Source organism: Polaribacter sp. L3A8, from assembly GCF_009796785.1.
Classification (GTDB): domain Bacteria; phylum Bacteroidota; class Bacteroidia; order Flavobacteriales; family Flavobacteriaceae; genus Polaribacter.
Genome location: NZ_CP047026.1, coordinates 925920 through 949387 on the forward strand (window position 1 = coordinate 925920; position 23468 = coordinate 949387).

Below are 23468 nucleotides of genomic sequence, written 5' to 3' on the forward strand. Positions count from 1 at the left end.
TATTTGTTTTTAATTACTATTACCTTTTACCTGTTAAGCCTAATATCTTTCTAATTTGTGCATTACTACCTGTATGTGAAAGCTTCTCATGAATTTCACCTCTTGATAGTTGAAAGCTACTTTTTAGGCTTGCATCTAAATCATCTAGATGATGCCAAGTCAAATCAAGCTCACTTATTAGGGCTTTACCAATATTTGGATTCACTCCCATTGCCAACCAACAGTTTTTAAAATCTGTATCTCTAAAACTGGTTACATTTACCTTTACAGTAGCATTATTACCGTCTAAAATAGTAAGAATGCGGTTGTATTCTGTTTCGGTTAACCCTTTTATTGTTGGTGGTGGGGTAAACTTAATTGTTTTACCATTACCTAAGCGCCCATTAGGTAACTTGCTTGTGTTTGCCAAATCTACACAAATGCCTGCTGCCCCAGGGTATGGTGGATCTGCTGTTACTTTAAACTCTCTTGGTACGTCGTCTACCTCTATAGTTTTGTTAGTGGTAAACGCAAAACTTTCACCTAATAAAGAAGTGTTTGCAGTTTTTATTAAATCTATTCGCTCAACTTCTGTCTTAATCATAAAATCTACATACGCCTCTATATCTTCTATATGATTTGGGTTAAATGCCTTAAAAAGAATGTCTTCGTCTTTTAAAGCAGTTAATTGGTCAGGATTGTCTCTTACTACCGCAAAGTGTTTTCCTTTTTTTACTCTTTGTATTTTAATAGGAGGGCTAATATGCCCTTTATTTATAACGTCTAAAAAATCGTTAAACAATTTTTGGTTGGTGAGTACTAATAAGGAAGCGGTATCGTCATCAATGCCTTTTATGTGAAACTGTTTCCAACGGTCTATAAGCAGTCCATCATTGGCTTTTAGTAGGGTTAGTATCTCTTCTGACTTGTCTGCAAATTTTACTTTAAATGCGTATTTTTCTGATTCTGAAAGATTGTTAATTAGTGCTTTAATATCATCTGTAGCTTCTACTAGAAAATCATTTATAAAATCATCTAATTGTTTTATCTCTAAGTCATTTAAATCAGCTTTACGAATAATATATTCTGTATTACTTATAACATTCTCAGGAAAAGGGTTCGTTGGTGGCAGTACATCATTAAGTTCTTTGGTTGCTTTTCTAAAAAATCGACTGGCAATAACATCTCCAGACAGGGTAAGCATTTCTAAGGCAAATAAGAATTTTTCTATGGCTTGACAACGCTGATATGCAGCATACTCTGCACTACCAGGTAATGGAGGTATACCACTACAATCATTATAAACGCTACACCCCCCGTTTGATATTTTATACAATGCACTTGCGGCTCCTGAGAGAAAATCGACTAAAGCTATTCCGCCTAAAACCAATGATTTTCTGGTGAGATTAAATATTGCATTAAAATCTGGTACAGGTAAACGAAGACCTCTTATAGCTATTTTTGTAGAATTTGCCATTAAAGATCTGGCAACACCCCAGCCACCTAAGGCTATTGAGGCTACATCTAAAGCTAAAAACAGAGATTCTTCACCGTCTTTTTTATCTCCCAAGTCGTCTATATATTTAAGATAAAAAATAGGTAGGTTGTTAGAAGATTCTAAATCGCAGACATTGCTAATAGTACCGTTTGCTAGTTTTTCATAATCGCCACGACTAACAGGTATTTTTGCAGGAAGGTCGTTATCGTTCATATGAGAAACACCTACTGGTTGGAAAATGTCATACTGTCCAAATGGGACAAATGGACGAATGGAGCTGTAAGGAACATCTTTCCTAATTAGAAAAGGAATCATGTTTTCAGCGGTATCACTATATTTTACTTGAATCTTTTTTCTTACAATAATAAAGTTCATGTTATCTACATACCATAAAAGTTTTTTTTCAGACTCATAAGGTACTATATAAGGTGCAGCATCTGGATCTACTGTTTTAGATTCTTTAATATTTGTTAGAGCATTATAATTGGTATAATTGTAGGGTATTTTATCACTACCGTGGTCATAAACAGATTCTGGGTTGTATTTACTTAAGAGCCATAAATCATATACAGCTTTGATAAATTGACCTTTTGCGCCCCTACCATCTTCAAAGACTACATCAAAGTTAATACTACTCTCTAATAATTCATAAACTGTTTTTGATTTGTCTGTATCTTTAATTTTGCTTAAATTATTAAGCAAATCCATAAACTTATTAATATCATTATAGTCAACAACCCCCTGATCATCATATCTAATAATAGACTGTATTATTTTTACAACTAACTCTTCTTCTGTTAATTTGTATTCTAGCGGAGTAGGTAACCAACGCCTAGAAACATAAAAATTACTGAGAAGCAGGCTTAAAAGCGCTATTTTTTCATCATAAAGCAATTCTCTTAAACTAGCTGGTGTAAAGAGCCCAAATATTCTAGTTAGTATGTCTTCTTTATCTTCTAATATAGTATTAACCCAGGTTCTTCCTTTTACCCAAGTGTTAAACTCTACTAACCTAGAACGAAGTTTTATGAAATAGTTAAAATCGAAATAGGTATCATATAAACTAATATCATATACGTTACCTATGTTATTAATAATTTCAAAATGTTTGTCAAAAATAAACTTTAGGTTGTATCCATTAGGTCCTGTTTTTTGCACAAAATCAGCATCACTAAATATTTCATTAAAGAGAAAAACAACATTTTCTATAACGTCTATTTGCCTCTCGCCAATAAATCGACTTCCATCATCATTTATCTTAAACTTTCTAGTTATTACACTGTCTAAATACCATTTTATATCTGTATTCGCAAAATCTATTAAAATTGGCTTGATACCTAAATTATGATTTGAAAATCTCTCTAAAAAAGTATTATTACTTATTGTTTGCTCAGAAATATTATCTCCTTCGTCATTTACGGCATAGTCTAACTTATCTTTAACTTCTTCATATAGAGAAGCATTGACTTCTGGATCTGGAAATTCAAACCATTTTACGGATATCTTAATCTTATCATCTTCACCTACACCATTGTTTTGAATTTCTCTTTTTACAAAATGAATTCTATCGCCTGGTTTAGGTTTACTTCTAAGTACATGTCTAGAAACAATATTTGCCTCTTTAAAGTCATAAATTTTATAAAAGCGTATACTCGTATCGTTGGTAGTAGCAACTACTTTGGCGTTATTAGAAACTTTATATTTTTTTCCTAAATCACCAATATCTATATATCCTTTAAATTTTTTTGAATCAGCACCAAATGCAGCAAGGTAATTATTAAGAATGCCTAGTCTACCCGTTTTTTCATAAAAAACGTAATTGAAATTTCTTGGGTCAAATTCATCATTTAGTGAAAATAGAAGGTCTTTAAAATCAGAGTCAGTATAACTACTTAAATTTAACACACCAATATCTTTAAATATTTTGCTAAAACGAGTATCAATATAATTACCATCAACTGTTACAATAAAATGAGCCATTTTTTTAATTAATTAGGTTTATATAATATTCGCTTTCGTAATTTTGAGGCACATACTTTGCGTATTCATTAGAAGCATAAGCGCACCCATCTAAGGTATATATTAATAATTCCTCGTTAGGTTCATGTGTTTTTAGATTTCCATCAGTATCTTCACCTAGAACGTTAAGAGCATATTGCTTATACTTTATTCCGTCATCGGTTATATGATAATAATCTTCTCTAGTATTCTTGTTTTTAAAGAATATTTTGGCATTGTTCAATGTATTGTCATTAACAAGGTTTTCTAATTTTACCAACTGGTCTTTGGTTAACCCCAATATTTTTTTTGTTGGTGTATCATTTGCATTTGTCTTAAGTAATAAACCAATGATTTCTTTTCTAAATACATTAAAAGCCATAAAACTTAGGAAATAAGGAAGCTTAGGGTTATAGTTCTCACCTTGTTGTTGATTATGAAACATTTGGGTTACCACATCTATATTGGTAGTACTCTTTTTAGAAATTACTGGGTTGCTTATTTTTATTTCAGACAACAATGTTTCAAAAGTTACTCTATTTAAATAAGTATTCTCGTTTACAGTTTGTATTCTGTCTTCTATTTTTTTCGTTTTAATAACTCCAATATCATTACTCCCTGTATTATTAGGGAAATTGATAATTTGTAGTTTTTCGTCTACAATGGTGGGTAATTGGTTTTCATTTTCTTTGGTGTTTGCAATTTTAGTATCTAGCAAACCAAACATATCGTCTATGTCTTTTATGAATAGGTTTATGGGTGCTGCATCTGGGGTGTCTGCTGGCACGTAGTTTTCTATGTAGAGTTGTTTTGTTTCTACAATCATATTAATGTAAGATGCTATTGGGTTGCCTGTTATGGCATCTATACTAAACACAATGGATTGGGTAAAATTGGTATCTACAGGATTGGCAGGGTCTTCTGAAGGTGTTTGTAACAAATTGTTGTTTCGTACAAAATTTTCTTCGTGTGCAGAAGCTACTCTTCCGTTTTGCACATACAAAGCTGCATTGGTATTGTTGTCTGTGGTTAGTTGTAATGCTAATGCCGTATTTTCTGCTGGATCACTCACTTGAGGTGTAAACTCATGAATAGGCCAGTTGAACGTACCAAAAGTAGTATTGTTTAGGGTAGCATCTGTACTATTGCCTATATTAATATCGTTAGCATCCGTTTCTGAAACATTGTAATTCTTGTAGAAATTATAAGAACGTTGGCGGTTTGCTTGGATGTATAAGTAGGTTTTATTTTTGGAATGGAAGCCATTGATCATTCCAAAAATATCTTCTTTAGATGTTATTGGAGTTTCGGTATCTTCTGCTAGGTATAATTTTCCTGCTCCGTTGGCGTGCAAGCCATAAAAAGCTGCAAGATCCATAAAGTTTACTGCGTTTTCTTTAAAAACTCTTTTTTGATATTCATTGGTTATTGCAGAGGCATCTAAGCTATAACTTGCTGCTCTTGCATAGGCGAGATTTAGTTGAAAAGGGTTTGTGTCATTTTCTATATGGTAATCTCCTGTATTTAAAAAAATATCTATACCTATTGTGCTGTCTGCTTTCCCTAAATGCGTACCTCTTGGTATTGTTGGTAGCTCGAATGCTTTCGAGTCTTCTTCAGTAGGGGTAATTTTATAAAAATAGTTGTCTATTAAATCTGTTTCTACTTGCGGTGCTGTACCTGGGAAGCCGATAAGATCTGGTGTAAAGTCTGGTACGGGTAGTTCTATTTTGGTGAAAAAACTTTTAAATTCTTTGTTTATATGTTTTACAAAACCAGATCCTAGAATATCTGACCCTGCAATAATGCCATCATTGCTATTTATAAAATCTTCTTTACGTAAACCTCTGTATATTATGTATTTTATATTAAGACCTTTAATTGGTTGTTGAAACGGTTTTAATACAAGGTTTACTTTAGTTGTGCTTTCTGTTTGAGTAGCACTATCTGTGTGTGGTTGCAAAAGAACCGTTCCTTTGCAAAGTAAGTATACATCTTTAACTCCGCTAAATGAAACCTGATTTGTAGTACGAAACTCGGTTTCTGAAATAGCACCAAAACGTTGTGCATCTATTTGCGTAAAAGCATTATCTTGTAAGAAGAAATGCGACTTTGGTTGTAATATTGGCATTACATTTAACCCTTTGTTAGAGGTGGTTAAATTTTGGTATTGATTACTAGTTTCTGGCATTGTTTTCTTTTTAAATATTACAGATTAAAAGCTCTAAACTCTCCACTAGTGATAGCAACACCATCTACAGTTCCTGTAAACGTGCCTTCTATATATTCTGAGGAAACATTAGTAATAGTTACTGATCCACTTTCAGACCAACCATCTATATTTAATGAGGTTGATTCAAAATTTATTTTGTAATCGCCATCTGCAAAAAAATCTCCTGAAAAATTAAAAGTACCTGTTGTTATTTGTAATGGGAACCAAATTGAAATCGAACTAACTGAACCATCTTGCCCATTAATTGTAAGGTTTTGAGAACCTGCTGTTGCTACATTTGTGTAGTTAAAAGTTTCTGCTCCAGCTGTAAATTTAATATACGTTTCTTCTAGGGGTTCTGAATCATTATCGTTAGAACTACAAGATTGTAGCGTTATACTTAATATGATGATTGCTGATGCTAAAATTGTTTTAATCGTTTTCATTTTTTTTTATTTTTTAGTCCTTTTATATTTATGAAGTTTAAAAAACTCCTTTTTCTTAAATTATATTTTTAGTTTAAACTTCACTATAGATTGAAGGTGGAGGAGGTATAATTTCTTTGAAACTATTTAATTTTTTAAAACTCATCTGTTATTTTCTTGTTTACTTGTTTGTGATACTTTTTTTATCGTTTCTTGAAAAACACCCGTTGTAAATTTACCCTTAAACAACTAACAAACAATTACTTATAAATTACCATTCATTATAATTAACCTATAAGTAGATTGCTTAAATGATCTATTTTATTAGAATAGTTGATTAAAAAAAGACGTGTTTATACAACTTACATACATTTCCTTATTATCTATTAAAAGAAATATTTGCGCTTTTTTAAAATATACTATTGTCTGAAGTTTAAAAAGATGATTTAACTAGTCTCTTTTTTTCTGTGAAAATGTGAATCTTGTAGCAGTTCTGTAGCTTTGTTTATTCCGTTCAGAGAGCTTTTTAACTCTCTTACTGGCATACTTGTTTGAAGTGTTTTTAACATTCTTTTTCTTTTTATAGCTTTATTATTATATAACTATTCCAATTTATTTTTATTATAAACTAACTTGTTAAATTTATAATAAAAAGAATATTATCAGACAGCAATTTTATCAAATAATATTTTTATCAATCGGTAATTTTATCAGACAGCAATTTATCAGATAGTGTTTTTAATAGAATAGCAATTTCTAATTATGATGCTAAATTAGTATAAAAACTATAACAACTAAAATAAAATAATGTTAAAATTTTTTATTTAACATTATAGAAGTCAATATATAAATAATTACTTAAAAACCTCTAAAGCAGTGTTTTACAGGCATTTTTAGAAACCTAAATCTTCTAGAGTTCTCTGATCAATTCAAAACAGATGAAGATTATAAGAAATATTTAACTTTAAGAAAGGCAACTATTTGATATCTGTGCACAAGTTTTCATTATAGATCTTGTCAAGTTCAAAAGGATTTTGATAGCCAATATAATATTTACAGATACATTAAATCTGTGGCTACATAGACTCTATTTTATAAGGTTAAACTTGGAGTTAGAAAAGCCTTTTTTATATGCTTTGGAACAAATACAGATAATAAAAATGTTTTAAGTATTCAAATGGTAAACCCTTAAATATTCAATAAAGCACAACTTTGTTTCTATTTTGTATGTTTAGAAAAGCAATGAGAAGTTAGTCAACATAGCCCATATCAACAAGAGAATCTTTAAATTTTTGCACAAAACTCTATTAATTGTAAAAAGGTATACGAAATACGTATTTATTTGAAGTTACTTAAAAAAAGACTAAACTTGAGCCAAGAAAAAGATGAAAGCCTTCATGGATAACTAAATTGGAAATATAAAAAAAATAATCCCATTATTCAAAGTTTGAATTGAAGTCAAAATATTTAGTTTACTTTCTTTTACCTGACTAAATCAACTAAAACCAAACAAAATGTTACACCTATACTCCACCTCACACTCCATAAACCTTTTAAAGAAAAGGTTTGTTACATATTGTATCGGGAAGTAAAGTTCTTTTTTTATACTTGCCCTTAATAGGGTTTTGTTAGAGTTTTATAATCAGAAAATTAATATTAAAAAAGACAATTAAGAATAAGATATTCTTAATTGTCTTTTTCTATGAACTTAACATTTACTTTTTTGTAGTTTTAAGTAAAATCTTTTAAATTCTTAAGAACTCCAATACCTATTAAAAATAAGGTAATTAAGCTCATATAAAATATATTTTCTAAAAGATTAAATTGGTTATTAGGTTTAAAAAACTCTGGTTTGTAATTGTTCCATTCTATAGTTTTTGCTAACTGATTTTCAAAAATTTTAGGATAAAACTGTAAACGTAAATCTTCATGAAAATCTGTAGTTGCGTTTAAAAAATTAACTTGATGGGTTAAACTTGTATTAGCAATATCATTCATAGATAATTGCATTTGCAATGGCGGAAAAAATTGAGCAATTTTTTTACTTAACAGCTCTCTTTTTTCAATCTTTAAATACATTGCATCTCGTTCTTCTTTAGATTCGTCATCTCCCATTTGTTGCATGGCATAATACCAAAGCCAAGAAAAACCTTCTTCTTGTAAATCATAATGAGAAAACTGCGGATAATGTTCATAAAACTTATCCATCGTTTCTTTTTTATCGGTATCCCATTTTTTATGGTATTCATCTCTTTGCTTAATTGTCATTGTAAAAGCTTCTTCAACAGGATATTTATTTGTAATATAATTACTTACTAAAACAGGTAATATAACAACCAAAACCAGCCAACAACTTAACAAAGTAATGGCGTTTGTATTAGATGATTTTCTTAATAAAACTACAAAAAAACAGATTGCGAACCAGAATATTATATATAGATAACTCATAATTATTATCTGTAAAAAACCAGTATTAAAAGGAATATCTAAAATGATATTAGTTAATAAAAATAAAAATCCCAAAATAATAAATACAAAAAACATTCTTATAGATATTTTTCTTAACAAATATTTAAAGGAAGACTTTCCTTGAATCGTAACCATTTTCCAAGTTCCTTGCTCTATTTCTTCGGATAAAATATTAAAATTTAATGCGATTATAATTAGTGGAAAAAGAAAAATAATTAAAAAACTAATGTCTAAATTACCAACATGCAAACGCATAGGGTTTACTAAGTCTGTATCATATTTTTGACCTTCTAGATTTAAAATAGTTACATTTTGTATGTGAGAATTTAAATCGCTTTGCCCTATTGAAATTCCTGCCAAAGGATTTACAGGATTTATAAAAGAAAATTTTAAATAATATAATAACAAACCTAAATCTTCTTTGTGAAGATTGGTTTGCGTTTTTATATGTTTTTCTTGCTGAATTTTAGTTTTTGCAATTACTTCTTGTTTTTGATTTAGAAATTGTTTGCCCGTTCCAATACTTAAAAACCCTAAAATCATTAAAATTCCAAAAGCTAATAGTACCGTTTTAGATGTAAAAAATTGTTTGATTAATAAAGTATACATAATTAAATAATTTTAAAACGGTTAGAGAATTTATTGATGAACAATAGCGCTAATAGAAACCAAAAAATAAGCGTAATAAAAGCTAATAATTGTATTTTTATCGTTTGAAAAACTGATATAAACTCGTAGTTAAATTTTGGTGCAGATTTCCAATAAGATTTATCTATTACATTAATATTACCTTCGCTACTAGTTGCTTTATTGCTAATAAATTTCATCTGCAACTTATTCATATATTGAGATTGTTTATACCTGTATTGCTCTGCTTGTGATAAAAAATTTACATACGTATCAAAATCTGTCCCAGAAAAACTCATTGATAAGTTTTTAATTGCCAAATAAGGGTTTAGCAATACCAAACTATTAGTAATACTATTCTGTTTACGATACGTGTTAATCAATTTATTATGTTGTTTATTATAAATTTTGGTAGATTGTTCTTCTCCTTTACTCATTATAAAACCACTATAATTAAAAGGTAAATCTTTAACATCTGTAACATTGTTTGCTTTTAAAATTGAATCTCGTAAACTCTTAAAATAAAGATCATTTGCATTATGACTATCTCCCTGTTTAGAAATTTCATCTTCAATAACAGCTTTAAATGCAATTTTAGAAAGATTAGGATACATTGAGCCACCTACAACTTGAGCCATTTTTGGGGTAATTATAAAAAACAACAACCAAACACCTAATAGACTTAACAAGGCTTTGTTAGAGTTCTTACTTTTACCAGATATTATTACTGTAATAAAAGATAATATTACATAAAACAAAAGGTAACTTATAGTAATTAATAATGATCTTATTGCAATAGAACTATTAACACTATTGCTTTCTAAAAATGAAATACTCCACAAAGAAATAAATGCAGGTAAAAAGAAAAGTGCAGAAATTAAAAATAAACCTAGTGATTTACCCAAGAGTATTTCTTTGACTTTAGCTCCTTGAATATGCATTATTTTTAACGTGCCATTTTCTTTCTCTGAAGTGATAGAAGCATATCCTAAAAAAAAGATAATTAATGGTAAAATCAATTGTAACAACATGGTAATATTTAAATCACCAAATCTAATTAAACCAGTAGACAGACTTGCTTCAGAAAAATTTGCTGTATGTTGTTTATGTGCTTCTAAAAAAATAGCATTACCGGTATAGCTTTCTATACCAGAATCAAAAATACTTAATGGATGTTGCAACCTAAATGTAAAAGAACCAAAATGTGCCATTCTATGAGGGTGCTTATCTGGGTTATTATCCCAACTTTTCCTAGATTCATTTTGATGATGTTCTACTACATGATGATGTTTCTCAAATGCAAGCCAACTATTTGTTGTAACATAAGCTAAAACTGCAAAAAAAATAAAACATAAAATTAAAAGGCCTTTATTACTAAAAGTCTTTTTAAAAAATTGTTGTGCGATTAAAATAACAACTGCTTTTTTCATAAATTCTAAAAATTATAAGTAGCATTTAATAATACATTTCTTGGTGCACTTGGTCCTAATCTAGAAGGATTAAGACCACCTAACCAATAAGTCTCATTAAAAATATTATTTACTTTTAATGTTAACTGTATACCAGTATTATCTGGTTTGTAATATACAGCTGCATCAAAAATTGTGTATTCGGGTAATTGTACTCTCTCAATATTATAAGTAGGGTTATACCAAGTATATCTTTTATCAACATACTGAGCACCAAGTCCAATTCCGATACCTTTTAGAGTTTTATTCATAAAATTGTAACGCCCCCAAAAATTTGCATTATGCTTTGGAGAACCTCCAATTCTTTGCCCAATAAATTCTGCAATTGCATCTTCCTCAATTGTAGCATTTGTATATGCATAAGAAGCCGTTAATTGTAAATTAGACAACACATAACCAGAAATATCAGTTTCAAAACCTCTACTTCTTTGCTCTCCTCTTGTTGTTAAATTATCTAAATCATAAGTGTCACCCAGTAAAATATTCTTTTGAGTGATATTAAAAATTGCGAAGTTGGCAAATATTTTACCGTTTAGAAATTCTCCTTTCGCTCCTATTTCATGTAAAGTGCTTTCTAACGGATCAAACCTTGCTGGAGATGCAGACCAAAAGAAACCTTCTGCTGTTGGTGATAATGAAACGGTATTTGTATGTGGCTGAAAACCTTCTAAATAAGTAGCATAGGCACTAATGTCTTTTGTAACTTCATAAGTAAAACCTATTCTTGGTACAAAAGCACTCGTTGTAAATTCTTGCTCATCTCCTTTGTAATTAAAAATATCTGTAAACGTTTCGTACCTTAAATTTAATAAAGCAGAAAATTTACCTACTTTAAATTGATTTTGAATATAGATACCGCTTGAGGTATTTAAATTTGCAGGAATTGATAATTCTGCTAAATTATATGCATTTGTATTTCTGGCTCCATTAAAAGGATTTGCTAAATTAAAATGCGGTACAGCTGGTACTGGCATTGTTACGCCATCTACAACCATCTGTTGAAAATTTGCTGCATTGTCTGGGTCAAAATTAGCCTGACCTCCACTTACTGTTAAATATCTTCTAGCACGTAAAAATCCTGCTCCAATTTTTCTTTCCCATCTTGTCGCATCATATCCAACTAATAATTTGTTGGTAATATTCCCTTTTTTAAAGTCATAATTAAAATATGCACTAAAATTATCTGTTTCCCAAAATTGTTGTCTTTCATCATATCGCATTCTTGCAAGCGTAGTAATTACATTCCCATCAATATCAACTGCAGAACCATCAAATCTATGTTCTGCTAAATCTTCATCCCAAGTTTGTTTCATAAACTGTGCATTAAAGCTAAAGTTCTCTGTAAATTTTTGACTAAAATTTGCCATAAATATCAATTCGTTCGTTTTGTAATGATCGCTAGATGCACCAACATTTCTAGTAATTGGTGTACTATTCAAATCAAACTCACCGTTAATTGAGCCAAAAATTGGCTGACCTCTATCTAAGTTTCCCTCTGCATTGTTATAAATCATTTCAACATTTAAAGATGTTTTTTCATTTGGAATATAACTTAAAGATGGGTTGATTAAAATAGCATTGTTATTAACAACATCTCTAAAAGAATCTGCATCTTGAAAAGCAACATTAAAACGATACAATAAAGTCTTTTCTTCGTTTAATGGACCTGTAAAATCTGCTGTAGCTCTTAAAGTTCCAAAACTTCCTGTTGTAAAACTTACTGAGCTTCTTTTTTCTGCCAATGGCTTTTTAGTAACCATATTTACAGTTCCACCAGGATCTGCACTCGAAAAAGTAACTGAAGATGGTCCTTTTATTACCTCTACTCTTTCTAAATGCGAAGTAATTGGTTGTAGAAAGTAATATTGACGCGTACGCATTCCATTTAGCATTTGTCCGTCATCAGCTTGCGTTATACCTCTAATATTGTAATGATTGTATAAACCTGTAGCAGAAACACCACTTACAGTTTTTACTGCATCTACTAATTGAAATGCAAGCCGGTCATCCAATAATTCTTTGGTAACAGTTGCAACTGCTTGTGGTAATTCTTTGTTTTTAATGGCAATTTTAGACGCAGAAAAAGAATAATCACTATTATAATCTTTTCTAACTCTACCCACAATTTCTACAGATTGTAAAGATTCTGAAGATTCTTTTAATATAATTGTTCCTAAATTTATATTCTCATTATCTATTACTGTAAGTGATTTAGTATACAAATTGTATCCAAGATAAGAAATACGTATATTGTATGCTCCAGATTTATTTACTTCAATACTAAAATTACCTGCTGATCCTGATATTACTCCATTTTGTATTTTTTCTTTATTTGTTAAAATAATAGTTGCTCCTTCAATGGATACATTCTCTAAATCTATAATTTTACCTGTTATTTTTGATTGAGAGAAACCGAATTGTATTATAAATAAGAAAATTATGAATATTGTATTTTTAAAATTCATTCTACGTTTGTGTAAGTATTTTATTAAATTGTTTTAATGTATAAATCTTGTAATTCTTGTGCGGTAATATTTTTTGTATTGGTGGTATGAATTAGAGTTCCTTCATTCATAATTCCTATTCTAGATCCAATATTTACAGCGTTAAAAATATCGTGAGTAGCCATAAAAATACCAACACCATTTGCTGCTAATTCTTTACAGGTCTTTGCAAATTCTACAGATGCTTTTGGATCTAAACCAGATGTTGGTTCATCCATTAAAATATAAGTTGCATTTTTTGCCAAAGCCACGGCAATTCCAACTTTTTGTCGCATACCTTTAGAATAAGATGCTAATTTTTTATGGTAAGATTCTTCTTGTAAATTTGCCTGTTTTAAAAACGTACTTAACTCACTTTTTGTATAATTAAAACCAGCTAACCTGCTAAAAAAATCTAAGTTATCTATGCCTGATAAATTGCCATATAACTGAACAGTTTCTGGTATGTAAGCAATTGAACTTCGTTTAGATTTATTACTGGTAACAGAAACACCGTCTATTAAAGCTTCACCAGATGTTGGTTTTATTAATCCTAGAAAGATATTAATAGTGGTTGTTTTACCTGCTCCATTTTGCCCGAGTAGGCAAAAAATTTCTCCAGGTTTTACTGAAATACACAAGTCTTTAAGCGCAGATTTATCATCATAGCGCTTACAAAGCATTTTTGCTTGTAGCATAATTAAATTTTTAATAAGTTAAATTGAAAAATGTTGTTTTTTAAAACATGTAGATATAAACCTCTTAGCAAGGTAAATACAAAATATAAAAAAGGAAAACACCACATAATAAACAAATACTCATTTTATAGTGTGTAAAAGAATATTAAATAATGTTTAATATATTAAGCGATAAAAGTAGGTGGTGCTCTTGATTTTGTTAACTTAAAGATAACTGACCTAAAGTTGTTACCCTTCTCAAAAACATCTTCTATTATTAAATTAGTAGTTAATAATGTATAGGTAAAAGTTGATTCTTTAGATAATACTATATGTAAATAAATGTCACATATAGAACAACTTTGAGACAGATTGGATACTTTTGGAAATTCCGAAGAAAATGAAACATCTTCTTTATGGTTAGAATGATGTTCTAAAGAATGGTCTAGAGCTACAAGGTGTGTCATCAAGATGACAACAGAAAATAATAAGCTTAGTATTCTTTTTATACAATTCATATCACAGATATAAGTGTTAGAGCTAGAAAAAATAAATAACTAGCAACACAATGAATAAAAGATAAAGAATTTGCAGAAATTCCTAAAATATCTGGTTTTTGTTTTATTAAAATCATAGTGTAATATATTACAACTTAGTTGCAAATATAATATTATTACTCATTAACGCAACTATGTAGCATTTAATTTAAATAATAGATACTAAGTATTTTATAATAAAAATGTAATTTCAACTCTTTTTAAATTTAAAAATTCATTTATTGTTTATACTAATTAGTTATAGTAATTTTGTAGTATGGGAATTTTAAGAAAAACAAAATCAGTTAGAATATTACTTGATGAATTTGATAAAAATTCTAGTGCAATTTCTGCGATTACTTTAGTTAAGGACCTTAGTGCAGAAATGAATAAAACAACTATTTATCGTATTTTAGATAAACTTGAAGATGATGGCGTTTTACATTCGTTTCTTGGTAAAAACGGACATAAATGGTATGCAAAATGCATTGGTTGTTCTTCGGTTGCTCATCATGATATTCATCCTCATTTTCAATGTATTATTTGTGGAAAAGTAGATTGTTTAACAATAAATATCACTATTCCTAATCGTATAGTAGAAATATCACAAGTGCTGCTGCAAGGAAAGTGCGAAAGTTGTTATAAGTTAAAAAATTAATCTGACTGGCAGTAATATTGAATAAAAATCAACAAATAACAAAATCATACTGTAACACTTAAATTTATCAACTAATTGTATACGTTCTATTTTGGTATCCTACTTATTACAATATTTTTTTGATATATTTTACTTTAATTATTTTTTATAGAAAAGCAGTGTTATTTTTCATTTCTAACACTGTCCATAAACATCAAAAATTAATTCAATTTTCGAAAACCTTAAATAAATAAAGCTCAAGTAAACAACTTGAGCTTTTTTATTTATTGAATGAGATTTATCCTTTCATTGAAAGGCCTATCTAACTTTTACAGTCTGTTTAATAAATCAGATTTTTTATTTTCAAATTCTTCAACAGAAAGAATTCCTTTGTCTTTTAACCCTGCTAATTTTTCTATTTTCACAAAAATATCTTCTTCAAAAGCAGTATTATTTGTATTATTAACTGCTTGCATTGGTGCATCAATAATTGGAGCAACAATGTTTTCTACAACATTATTTTGAATATCATTATTCTGAATTGGTTGTGATTTCTGTACGCTATCTCCACCAGAAACAATTGGTAAAGAACCTAAATTTACGTTACCATATTGACTTGTAAAAGTAACAGAATAATTACCTCCTTGTTGTTGCCCAACTCCACCAATATTATGATCTAAAGTATCAAAAACCGTTACTTTTCCATTTTCTTGAATAGCCAAACGATGAATACCATTAAAAATAGCATAACTGGTTCCGTTTTGACTACCTGTAGAATTAGGGAAACCTAAATCTCCCCACCAATTACCAGAAAATCCACCTGGTTGGTTTTCTAACTTTGGTAAAGGTTTGTATTGTATTGCACCTTGGTGTATTAAATTAGATAAATCTACACAAAGACCATCTACCAAATATTTAAGATTATTATTAAACATATCACCAACCATTGTCATACCACCTTGCATCCACTGGCCTCCTCCTCCTAACTCAGGAATATTAAACTGTGCCATAGAGCCATTGCTACTCATAAGTCTTTGTGTTAAGTCTGTAACAGCGTTCGCACTTATTCCGTATTTATTTGCTACGCTCATCATGTTTTGAAAACTAGCATCTGTGAATATTGCATTCATAATTCTGTGTGGTATATTTCTTAATTCAGTTATACTTTTTCGTACAACAATTTTAATACAAAGGTAGACTATAGTACTATCAAAATAAATAATTTCTCTAGAATTTTTAATTGTTTTACTCCCCTATTTATGTAGCATTAAATACGTTAGCACTTTCATTTCTAAAGTAATTATTTAGAGACAATGTATTCAAAAAAGCGAGTCTATGATCAATTAAATAACTAATTCTGATAAAATTACACACAAAGTAAATGCTTAAAAAAAACAAATAATTATTGCTATAAAAAAAAAGACACGTATAAAACTAAATCTTTATAAAATTATTAGAAGTATAGTGCTTTATTTCTACTTTTCGTAAATAAAAACACCTAAAAAAAGAAGATGTATTTATTAAAAAAACTTTAACTGATAAATTTTATAGCATAAAACCTAAGTTATGATTGTAGTGGAATTTCAGGTAATTTATTTTTAAAACTAGGAGCGTTATCTCTATAAGAAACGAGTTTCTTTTTAGATACAAGTACAATTAAATCTTCACTTAAAGTAAACAAGCAACCTGTTCTAAATTTATTTAGTAGTAAACTTTCTATTTCTGATTTTAGCGCATCTAAAGAAAATTGTTTGAATTCATTTTCTTCATCATGACGGTATTTTAACTCAAAAATATCTTTTCCATCAACCTTAAATAAACGTACATAAACATTTAACAACCCTTCACTTTTACGCATCGGTTTGCTTAACGTTAGTTTTACAAACTCATCTTTTTTAAGGCTTTGTTGTAATCTTTCAAAAAAAATATTAAAATCGTTCATATTGCAAATATAAAAAACGCCACTAAAAAGTGGCGTTTTTCAATAGTATATATTTATGTTTTAGACTTTTTACTTTACAAAAAGAAAAAGACCGTAACTAAAATGTTATTATCCTTTAAAAACAATTTTACGCATACGTAAGCTTTCTGGAGTTACTTCTAAGTACTCATCTGCTTTAATGTATTCCATGTTTTCTTCTAAAGAGAAATCTACTTTAGGTGCAATTTTCATAGCTTCATCTGTACCAGATTTACGCATGTTTGTTAATTGCTTTCCTTTAATTAAGTTCACAGCCATTTCATCAGATTTGCTGTTTTCTCCAATTACTTGACCAATATAGATTTCTTGATTCACATCGATAAAGAAAACTCCTCTATCTTGTAAACGGTTTAATGCATATGCAGTTGCTTTACCAGCTGCAGAAGAAACAATTGCTCCTTTAACCTCTTCAGTAAAGTCTCCTTTATAAGGACCATATTCACTAAATCTGTGGTTAATAATTGCAGTACCACCAGTTGCAGTTAAAATTTTGTTTCTTAAACCAATTAACCCTCTAGAAGGAATTGAAAATTCTAAGTGTTGTAAATCTCCTTTTGGTTCCATAACTAACATATCTCCTTTTCTAAGAGATACTAAGTTAATTGCTTTAGAAGCCATATCTTCTGGTACATCAATAGACAATGTTTCCATTGGTTCATGTTTCTTACCATCAATCATTTTAATAATTACTTGTGGTCTTCCCACTTGTAATTCATATCCTTCTCTACGCATTGTTTCAATCAATACAGATAAGTGTAAAACTCCACGTCCAAAAACGTTAAATTTATCTTCACTATCAGTAGTTTCAACTTTTAATGCTAAGTTTTTTTCTAATTCTTTAAACAGTCTGTCACGAATATGACGAGAAGTAACAAATTTACCTTCTTTACCAAAGAAAGGAGAATTGTTAATTGTAAACAACATACTCATTGTAGGTTGGTCAATTTCTGTTCTAGGCAATGCTTCTGGGTTTTCTAAATCTGCAACTGTATCACCAATTTCAAATCCATCAAGACCTGTAATAGCACAGATATCTCCACAAGGTACTTTATCTACTTGTACTTTACCCATTCCTTCGAATACGTGTAATTCTTTAATTCTTACTTTTTTAGTAGAACCATCAGCTTTACATAAACTATATTCTTTACCAACTTCTAAGTCTCCTCTAAAAACACGTCCAATTGCAATTCTTCCTGTAAATTTAGAAAAATCTAAAGAAGTAATTTGCATTTGTGCTGTACCTTCGTTGTACTTAGTTGCAGGAATAGATTCTAAAACAGCATCTAATAACGGAACGATATCAGTTGTTTGGTTTTGCCAATCTGTAGACATCCAGTTGTTCTTTGCAGAACCATAAATTGTAGTAAAGTCTAATTGCTCTTCTGTAGCTTCTAAAGCAAACATTAAATCAAAAACTTTTTCATGAACGATGTCAGGAGTACAGTTTTCTTTATCAACTTTATTAACAACAACAATAGGTGTTAATCCTAATGCTAAGGCTTTTCCTAATACAAAACGAGTTTGTGGCATAGGTCCTTCAAATGCATCAACTAATAATAAAACACCATCAGCCATTTTTAATACACGCTCTACTTCTCCACCAAAATCGGCGTGACCAGGAGTATCAATTACGTTAATTTTTGTGTCTTTATATTGAACAGATACGTTTTTAGAAAGAATAGTAATTCCTCTTTCACGCTCTAAATCGTTATTATCTAACAATAAATCTGTACGTTCTTTACGATCGTCTAAAATTTTAGCTTGATCTATAATTTTATCTACTAACGTTGTCTTTCCGTGATCGACATGGGCTATAATAGCAATATTTCTAATTGGCTGCATTAATATGTTCTTAAATTTCGTGCAAAAGTAGTGATTTTAGATTAAAGAATCTATTCTATATAAAAAACTTTAACTGTCTAATAGTTAAAAAAGTATATCCTAATTAATTTTTATTATATTAATTAGACACAACCTCCTTTTAAATTTAACGTTTTCGCTTTAAAATTATGCTCAGATAAAATTTCAATTGCTCTTCCACTTCTCACACCAGATTGACAATAAACCACTAAATCTTTATTATGATGCACCTCATCTAAACGTTCTAATAACTCTCCTAAAGGAATATGTTGCCCTCCGATGTGATATTCTTCCCTTTCCCTAATTTCTCGTACATCTAATAAATTATACTTTTCTTTATTCTTCTGAAACATTTCTAAAGAAATTTCTTCTTTGGATAAAATTCCACAGAAAAAATCATAATCAGTTTCTAAAGCAGTAACGTTCGTTTTAGTATCTTTATCATACTTCAATAGCATTTGATTCATTTGTAAAGAATCGTAAATCAATAATTTATTGGCTAAAACGGCTCCTATTCCACAAATAATCTTAAGAGTTTCATTGGCTTGTAAACTCCCTATAATTCCGGGTAACACGCCTAAAACCCCTATTTCTGAACAATTTGGAGATTCGTTTGGTTTTGGTGGCGTTGGATATAAACAGCGATAGGTACCACTTCCTTTATAATTAAAAACACTAACCTGACCTTCAAACTTAAAAACAGCTCCGTAAACTAAAGGTTTATTAGTGATAACAGCCGCATCGTTTGCTAAATAACGTGTAGAAAAATTATCACTCCCGTCTACAATAATATCGTAATTACTGAATACTAAAATGGCATTTTCTCTGGTTAATTTCTCATTATAGACATCAAATTTCACAAACGGATTTAATCTCGACAATCGTTTTACCGCTGTTTTAGCTTTTGACAAACCAATATCATCAACCGTATATAAAATCTGACGTTGCAAATTACTTTGATCTACCACATCATCATCAATAATACCAATTGTACCAACACCTGCAGCAGTTAAATATTGTAAAACAGGGCAACCTAATCCGCCAGCTCCAATAACCAAAACTTTGGCTTGTTTTAGTTTTAATTGTCCTTCCGCTCCTATTTCATTTAAAATTAAATGACGATTGTATTGCTTTTTTTCTTCTGATGTAAGCATGATAATTATAAGTTAAACGTGAACTTCATAATTTGAAATTCGTAATTCCTAATTGATAATTGATTACTTAAAATGTTCCCAATCTTTCCAAACCACTTCTAAATCTTGGTTTTTCAACATTTGTACAACGTCCTCAGTACTTCTTTCATCAGAAATTTCGAATTGTTCTAAAGATTGTGGTTCTACCGTATAACCTCCGGGATTTGTCTTAGATTCTGCACTTATAGAGGTAATACCCAAATTAACAATGTGATTTCTAAAAACCTCACTTTCTCTGGTAGACATCGATAATTCTATGTCTTCATCAAACAAACGAAACGCACAAATTAGTTGCACTAAATCACTATCTGTCATTTCTACTTTTGGCTCTAATCCGCCAGAATGCGGACGTAATCTTGGAAAAGAAATCGAATACTTTGTTTTCCAATACGTTTTTTGTAAATATTTTAAATGTAAAGCTGTAAAAAAACTATCCGCTCTCCAATCTTCTAATCCGAATAAAGAACCCAAACCAATTTTATGAACTCCTGCTTTTCCTAAACGATCTGGAGTATCTAAACGATAATCGAAATTAGATTTTTTTCCCTTCGGGTGATGTTTTTTATACTCGTCTCTGTGATAGGTTTCTTGATACACCAAAACAGCATACAATCCGTTTTCTACCAAAATTTCATACTCGTCTTGGTCTAAAGGTTGAACTTCTATGGTAATATTCGAAAACTGAGAACGAATTAATTGAATAGCATTTTTAAAATACTCAACTCCTACCGTTTTATTTGCTTCTCCTGTTACCAACAAAATATGATCGTATCCTTTCGCTTTTAAAAAAGCGACTTCCTTTAAAATTTCTGCATCTGTTAACGTTCGTCTCGGTATTTTGTTCGTCATACTAAAACCACAATACGTGCAAATATTCTGGCATTCGTTACTCAAATACATTGGTACATACATTTGCATGGTATTACCAAAACGCTTCTTAGTTAAAAACTGACTTTTATGCGCCATTTCTTCTAAAAATGGTTTTGCAGCAGGAGAAATTAAGGCTTTAAAATCTTCTAAATCTAGTTTGTCTTTTAATAAAGCTTGTTTTACCTCAACAGTTGTTTTATCAAAAATACTTTTTAGACTGAAATCCCAATTATAGGTATCAAAAAGTTCTTTAAAATGACTCATATTTTTAATTTAAAAAACTCGTTAACGGACTACTTGCAATTGCCATTTCACTTCGCGGAGCTAATTTTGCTTCAAACGCCATTCTTCCCGCTTCCACTGCCATTTTAAAGGCTTTTGCCATCGCAACAGGGTTTTGAGAAACCGCAATTGCCGTGTTTACCAAAACAGCATCTGCACCTAATTCCATTGCATACGCTGCGTGAGATGGCGCACCAATACCCGCATCTACAATTACTGGTACGTTAGATTGTTCTATAATAATGTTTAAAAAATCTACCGTTTTCAATCCTTTATTACTACCGATTGGTGCACCTAAAGGCATTACACATTGTACACCAACTTCTTCTAAACGCTTACACAAAACAGGATCTGCATGAATATAAGGCATTACTACAAAACCTAATTTAACTAATTCTTCTGCTGCTTTTAGCGTTTCTATAGGATCTGGCAATAAGTATCTTGGATCTGGATGAATTTCTAATTTTACACAATTGGTTTCTAAAGCTTCTCTAGACAATTCTGCTGCAAAAACAGCTTCTTTTGCGGTTCTTACTCCAGAGGTATTTGGTAATAAGTTGATATGCTTATGATTTAAATGTGATAAAATATCATCTTCCTCATCCTGAACATCTACTCTTTTTAAAGCAACTGTTATCAACTCACTTTCGGAAGCCAATAATGCTTCTTTCATTAATTTTGATGAACTAAATTTTCCTGTCCCTGTAAATAAACGAGAAGTAAATTCTTTATCTGCAATTTTTAATTTTTGACTCATTTTTTTATTGTTTTGAATTGATGTCCGTTCAAGCGCAGTCGAGAACTCTTAATAACTACGTTTTCTACTTTCAATTAAAATATATTTTAATTTTAGTAATGCTCAAGGAGACATATCAATTTTTAGTTTAATATTTCTTGAAATTTAGCAATACTAGTTACATCTTTTGTGATTGCCCCAGAAATTGCAATTCCGTAAATACCTGTATTTGTAATTTTTGTAACGTCTTTTAAAGCAATTCCGCCAATAGCTATTATTGGAGTTTCTGTTTGTAACTCTTCTATTAGTTTTTTATATCCTTCGACACCTAAAACCGGACTTAAATTCTTTTTTGTTTTTGTAAACTGATAAGGGCCTAAACCAATATAATCTACTTTTTTATCTAGTAGGTTTCTGCAATCTTCTAATGTATTTGCTGTTCCTCCAATAATGTAAGATGTTCCTAAAAAAGCACGAACTTTTGAAGGACATTCATCTGTTTTTCCTAAATGAACCCCGTCTGCTTTTATTTCTTTGCCAACCTTGTAATAATCATTTATAATTAATTTGGCTTTAAAGCGGGTTGTTATTTCTCTTGCTTCTTTTGCCGTTTCTAAAATGGTTTTAGCATCACTGTTTTTTAAACGTAATTGCACCCAATCTGCACCAACAACACACGCTTTTTGTATGTTTTCTAAATGTTCTTTGGGCGTTTCACCTTGCGATATATAGTGTAATTTATGAATCATTTTTCTTGATAATTATGCGTTCCAAATAAAGATTCGTTAGAACTTAAAAACTGTTCTGTATACAATTTTGTGTTTCTACAAGCGTCTTCTAAAGAAATCTCTTTTGATAAATTTGCCGCTAATCCTGCCGATAAAACACAACCGCTTCCGTGTTTTTCAAAAATGGGTTTTATTGTTATTGGCGCAATATTGAGTTTTACTATTTTATTGTAATACACCTCGTCCCAACCTTTTTTATCGGTTCTATGTCCGCCTTTTAGGTAGATATTTGTTTTTTCTGATATAAATTCGATCGTTTCTTCAATGCTTTTATCTGGAAACAATGCTTTTATTTCATCGTAATTTGGTGTGATAAAAGAACAATTCTGTAATACTTTTTCGAAAGTGTCTAAATCTTGAATAGTATGAAATGTAAAACCTGCACTTGCTTTTAAAATAGGATCTAAGACTATTTTTATATCCGAATTTAACTTTTTTAAGGTTTGAATTACTTCTAATAGAATTTCCCAAGATTGGATGATTCCTATTTTTACGACAGGAATTGAAAAGCGTTTAAAAAGCATTTCTATTTGCTGTAAAATAATATCTTTCTCTATCCAAACACAGTTTGTAAATTCCATATCATTTTGAACCGTAACTGCCGTACAAACTGATAATCCATATAGATCATGCGCCTCAAATGTTTTTATATCTGATGTGATTCCCGCTCCGCTTGATGGATCTAAACCTGCAATGGTAAGTATGTAGTTTTTTTGATTCAAACTTCTTATTTTATTTTTTACTTCTT

The 23468-nt window shown here is 30.0% G+C and carries 17 protein-coding genes; 1 reads left to right on the forward strand and 16 read right to left on the reverse strand.

Translation table 11 applies throughout. The features are described from left to right. Positions 1 to 19: 19 nt before the first annotated feature. The 8 genes from GQR92_RS03485 to GQR92_RS03520 all read right to left on the reverse strand — a co-directional run bounded on the left by GQR92_RS03485 (position 20) and on the right by GQR92_RS03520 (position 14304). On the reverse strand, positions 20 to 3457 hold the full coding sequence (locus GQR92_RS03485) for a hypothetical protein (RefSeq protein ID WP_158837820.1): 3438 nt from the start codon (positions 3455 to 3457) through the stop codon (positions 20 to 22). A 4-nt stretch (positions 3458 to 3461) separates the two neighbouring features. Beyond that, complete coding sequence (locus GQR92_RS03490) at positions 3462 to 5666, reverse strand: hypothetical protein (RefSeq protein ID WP_158837821.1); 2205 nt, start codon at positions 5664 to 5666, stop codon at positions 3462 to 3464. 17 nt (positions 5667 to 5683) lie between these two features. Continuing rightward, on the reverse strand, positions 5684 to 6133 hold the full coding sequence (locus GQR92_RS03495; RefSeq protein WP_158837822.1) for a hypothetical protein: 450 nt from the start codon (positions 6131 to 6133) through the stop codon (positions 5684 to 5686). Positions 6134 to 7843: 1710 nt separating this feature from the next. Further along, positions 7844 to 9190: a DUF3526 domain-containing protein gene (locus GQR92_RS03500; protein ID WP_158837823.1), complete on the reverse strand. Its 1347-nt coding sequence runs from the start codon at positions 9188 to 9190 to the stop codon at positions 7844 to 7846. 2 nt (positions 9191 to 9192) lie between these two features. Next, positions 9193 to 10638 (reverse strand): ABC transporter permease, encoded by a 1446-nt coding sequence (locus GQR92_RS03505; protein WP_158837824.1) that lies wholly within the window; start codon positions 10636 to 10638, stop codon positions 9193 to 9195. 5 nt (positions 10639 to 10643) lie between these two features. Further along, positions 10644 to 13142 carry a TonB-dependent receptor gene (locus GQR92_RS03510; RefSeq protein ID WP_158837825.1) on the reverse strand — a complete coding sequence of 833 codons (2499 nt, stop codon included), beginning with the start codon at positions 13140 to 13142 and terminating at the stop codon, positions 10644 to 10646. Positions 13143 to 13165: 23 nt separating this feature from the next. Beyond that, on the reverse strand, positions 13166 to 13858 hold the full coding sequence (locus GQR92_RS03515) for an ABC transporter ATP-binding protein (RefSeq protein WP_158837826.1): 693 nt from the start codon (positions 13856 to 13858) through the stop codon (positions 13166 to 13168). A 164-nt stretch (positions 13859 to 14022) separates the two neighbouring features. Then, positions 14023 to 14304: a hypothetical protein gene (locus GQR92_RS03520; protein ID WP_158837827.1), complete on the reverse strand. Its 282-nt coding sequence runs from the start codon at positions 14302 to 14304 to the stop codon at positions 14023 to 14025. 346 nt (positions 14305 to 14650) lie between these two features. Here GQR92_RS03520 and GQR92_RS03525 point away from each other — a divergent pair, with 346 nt between their 5' ends. Next, entirely contained in the window at positions 14651 to 15031 is a 381-nt protein-coding gene (locus tag GQR92_RS03525; RefSeq protein WP_158837828.1) for a Fur family transcriptional regulator, read from the forward strand. Positions 15032 to 15339: 308 nt separating this feature from the next. Here the strand turns inward: GQR92_RS03525 and GQR92_RS03530 are convergent, their stop codons facing one another. From GQR92_RS03530 to GQR92_RS03565, 8 genes are all read right to left on the reverse strand, one after another. Beyond that, positions 15340 to 16140, reverse strand: a complete 801-nt coding sequence (locus GQR92_RS03530) for an SHOCT domain-containing protein (RefSeq protein WP_158837829.1) — start codon at positions 16138 to 16140, stop codon at positions 15340 to 15342. Between the two features lie 434 nt (positions 16141 to 16574). Then, positions 16575 to 16952: a hypothetical protein gene (locus GQR92_RS03535; protein WP_158837830.1), complete on the reverse strand. Its 378-nt coding sequence runs from the start codon at positions 16950 to 16952 to the stop codon at positions 16575 to 16577. A 108-nt stretch (positions 16953 to 17060) separates the two neighbouring features. Further along, complete coding sequence (gene typA, locus GQR92_RS03540) at positions 17061 to 18833, reverse strand: translational GTPase TypA (RefSeq protein ID WP_158837831.1); 1773 nt, start codon at positions 18831 to 18833, stop codon at positions 17061 to 17063. A 122-nt stretch (positions 18834 to 18955) separates the two neighbouring features. Next, on the reverse strand, positions 18956 to 20008 hold the full coding sequence (gene moeB, locus GQR92_RS03545; RefSeq protein WP_158841945.1) for a molybdopterin-synthase adenylyltransferase MoeB: 1053 nt from the start codon (positions 20006 to 20008) through the stop codon (positions 18956 to 18958). A 60-nt stretch (positions 20009 to 20068) separates the two neighbouring features. Beyond that, positions 20069 to 21178, reverse strand: a complete 1110-nt coding sequence (gene thiH, locus GQR92_RS03550; RefSeq protein ID WP_158837832.1) for a 2-iminoacetate synthase ThiH — start codon at positions 21176 to 21178, stop codon at positions 20069 to 20071. A 4-nt stretch (positions 21179 to 21182) separates the two neighbouring features. After that, on the reverse strand, positions 21183 to 21953 hold the full coding sequence (locus GQR92_RS03555) for a thiazole synthase (protein WP_158837833.1): 771 nt from the start codon (positions 21951 to 21953) through the stop codon (positions 21183 to 21185). Between the two features lie 122 nt (positions 21954 to 22075). Continuing rightward, positions 22076 to 22681 carry a thiamine phosphate synthase gene (thiE, locus tag GQR92_RS03560; protein ID WP_158837834.1) on the reverse strand — a complete coding sequence of 202 codons (606 nt, stop codon included), beginning with the start codon at positions 22679 to 22681 and terminating at the stop codon, positions 22076 to 22078. Next, the gene (locus GQR92_RS03565) at positions 22678 to 23442 is read right to left on the reverse strand and encodes a hydroxymethylpyrimidine/phosphomethylpyrimidine kinase (protein WP_158837835.1); all 765 of its coding nucleotides are present in this window, start codon (positions 23440 to 23442) and stop codon (positions 22678 to 22680) included. The genes thiE and GQR92_RS03565 overlap by 4 nt, the downstream gene beginning before the upstream one ends. Between the last annotated feature and the right edge of the window lie 26 nt (positions 23443 to 23468).